Here is a 2017-nt window from a genome sequence, read left to right as displayed (position 1 = left end):
TTAGCGGATAATCAGATTTTTATTGTGTTTTTCATATAAAAAACATACAAAATTTATTTTTCGTGATTTGGTACAACAGCAAAAATCACTAAATCTTCATCGCCTTTATTTTCCATTCCATGAGTATGTCCCATAGGGCAATAATGACACATTCCCGGCTTTAATATTTCCGTCTTTCCATCCATGATAATAGTAGCCTCTCCTGATATGCAATAAACTGTCTCGCTGTTTTTTTCATGGGTGTGAAGACCAATAGATGAACCCGGCTCCAATGTCCCATAAAGTATCTTTACGTTTTCATCAATAAACATTTTTGCCTTTGTGTCATTCTTTCCACCATTAAAGTTGTGAAGAATTGTTTCTTCCATGTCATCAAAATTAAACAACATATTTACACCTGCTTTCTTATTTTATTTAGCTTTTGTTAAATTCTTGATACTTTCCATTTTATCGTCTAAGCTGGCACTTAATTCTGCACATTCCGTGAGTTTCTCAGATAATACTGTCAACAAATCCTCATCTACATCCTTTTTATATCTCATTTTATGTTCAAGACTTGCCCAAAAATCCATGGCTATGGTTCTAAACTGCACTTCAACTTTCATTGCTCTTTTTTCATCTTCCAGAAAAATAGGTACTTCCACAATTAAATGCAGACTTCTGTAACCGCTTTCCTTAGGATTTTTTATGTAATCCTTCTTTTCAATTAATGTTATATCATCCTGCTGAAGAAGGCATTTTGCCAGTTTATAAATATCCTCCTTAAAGGAACAGATAACCCTGATTCCTGCAATATCCGTAATATTTTTTTCAATATCATCGGTAGTCATTTTAAGACCTTTTTTCTGAACCTTTTTCATTATGCTTTCAGGGGATTTCAGCCTTGATTTTATGGTTTCTATAGGATTATCGTCGTATCTTAAAGAAAACTGTTCATCTAAAACCCTGAACTTTGTTTCTATTTCCATAATGGCACATTTATAATACGACATTAATTTCATATAGGATAACTGTCCCTCTTTAATTTTCTCCACCACGGGACTTTTTACCACTTCATTAATAATAATATTTCTTATTTGATCTTTTATCATCGTTTTATACCTCTCCCTCTTAATTCCGCGCACATAACTGTGATTATTATACCACACTAAATAAAAAAAAGAAATTGCCATCTGTCCGACAGCAATCTCCTTTATTTTTATAACTATTATTTTTTACAAATGAAGTACCCTATCCTTTATTTCCTGAGTTCTTCCCTGATTCCAGAACTGGGTTCCAATGTATCCGCATGTTCTTCTGGCAACACTCATTTTATCCTGATTTCTGTTTCCACAGCTTGGGCATTCCCAAATTAACTTTCCTGACTCTTCGTCTGATACAATCTGAATTTCTCCATTGTATCCGCAGCACTCACAATAATCAGATTTAGTATTTAATTCAGCATACATAATGTTGTCATAAATAAATTTCATTACTTCAATTACTGCTTCGATATTGTCCTGAAGATTAGGAACTTCTACGTAGCTTATGGCACCACCCGGTGAAAGTTTCTGAAATTCTGATTCAAACTTAAGCTTACTGAAAGCATCTATTTCTTCTGTCACATGAACATGATAACTGTTGGTAATGTAATTTTTATCTGTAACACCCTTTATAATGCCAAATCTCTTCTGGAGACACTTAGCAAACTTATAGGTAGTAGATTCCATAGGTGTTCCATATACGGAATAGCTGATGTTTTCAGCTGCCTTCCACTCAGCACATTTATCATTTAACTTCTGCATAACCTTAATGGCAAACTCTTTTCCTTCAGGAGTAGTGTGAGATTTACCTGTCATTCTTACACACATTTCATAAAGACCTGCATAGCCCAATGAAATGGTTGAATATCCGTTAAATAATAATTTATCAATAGTTTCACCCTTTTTAAGACGTGCCAAAGCACCGTTTTGCCATAAAATAGGTGCCACACCTGAAGGTGTTCCAAGAAGTCTCTCATGTCTGCATCTAAGTGCCC

3 protein-coding genes are annotated in these 2017 nt (G+C 34.3%); all 3 read right to left on the bottom strand.

From position 1 onward, the window contains the following. Positions 1-53 precede the first annotated feature (53 nt). Positions 54-389, bottom strand: coding sequence for a cupin domain-containing protein (locus Q5O30_RS01070; RefSeq protein WP_021951921.1), 336 nt, complete (start codon positions 387-389; stop codon positions 54-56). Between the two features lie 21 nt (positions 390-410). Then, positions 411-1091: a GTP pyrophosphokinase family protein gene (locus Q5O30_RS01065; RefSeq protein ID WP_118589636.1), complete on the bottom strand. Its 681-nt coding sequence runs from the start codon at positions 1089-1091 to the stop codon at positions 411-413. 123 nt (positions 1092-1214) lie between these two features. After that, positions 1215-2017, bottom strand: an 803-nt coding sequence (gene nrdD, locus Q5O30_RS01060; RefSeq protein WP_302674496.1) for an anaerobic ribonucleoside-triphosphate reductase, incomplete at its 5' end; no start/stop codon positions are given.

This window comes from Eubacterium sp. CAG:161, from assembly GCF_000432355.1.
Lineage (GTDB): Bacteria > Bacillota > Clostridia > Lachnospirales > Lachnospiraceae > Eubacterium_G > Eubacterium_G segne.
Note: the sequence above shows the minus strand (reverse complement) of the source record. Positions and strands in the feature narration are given on the sequence as shown.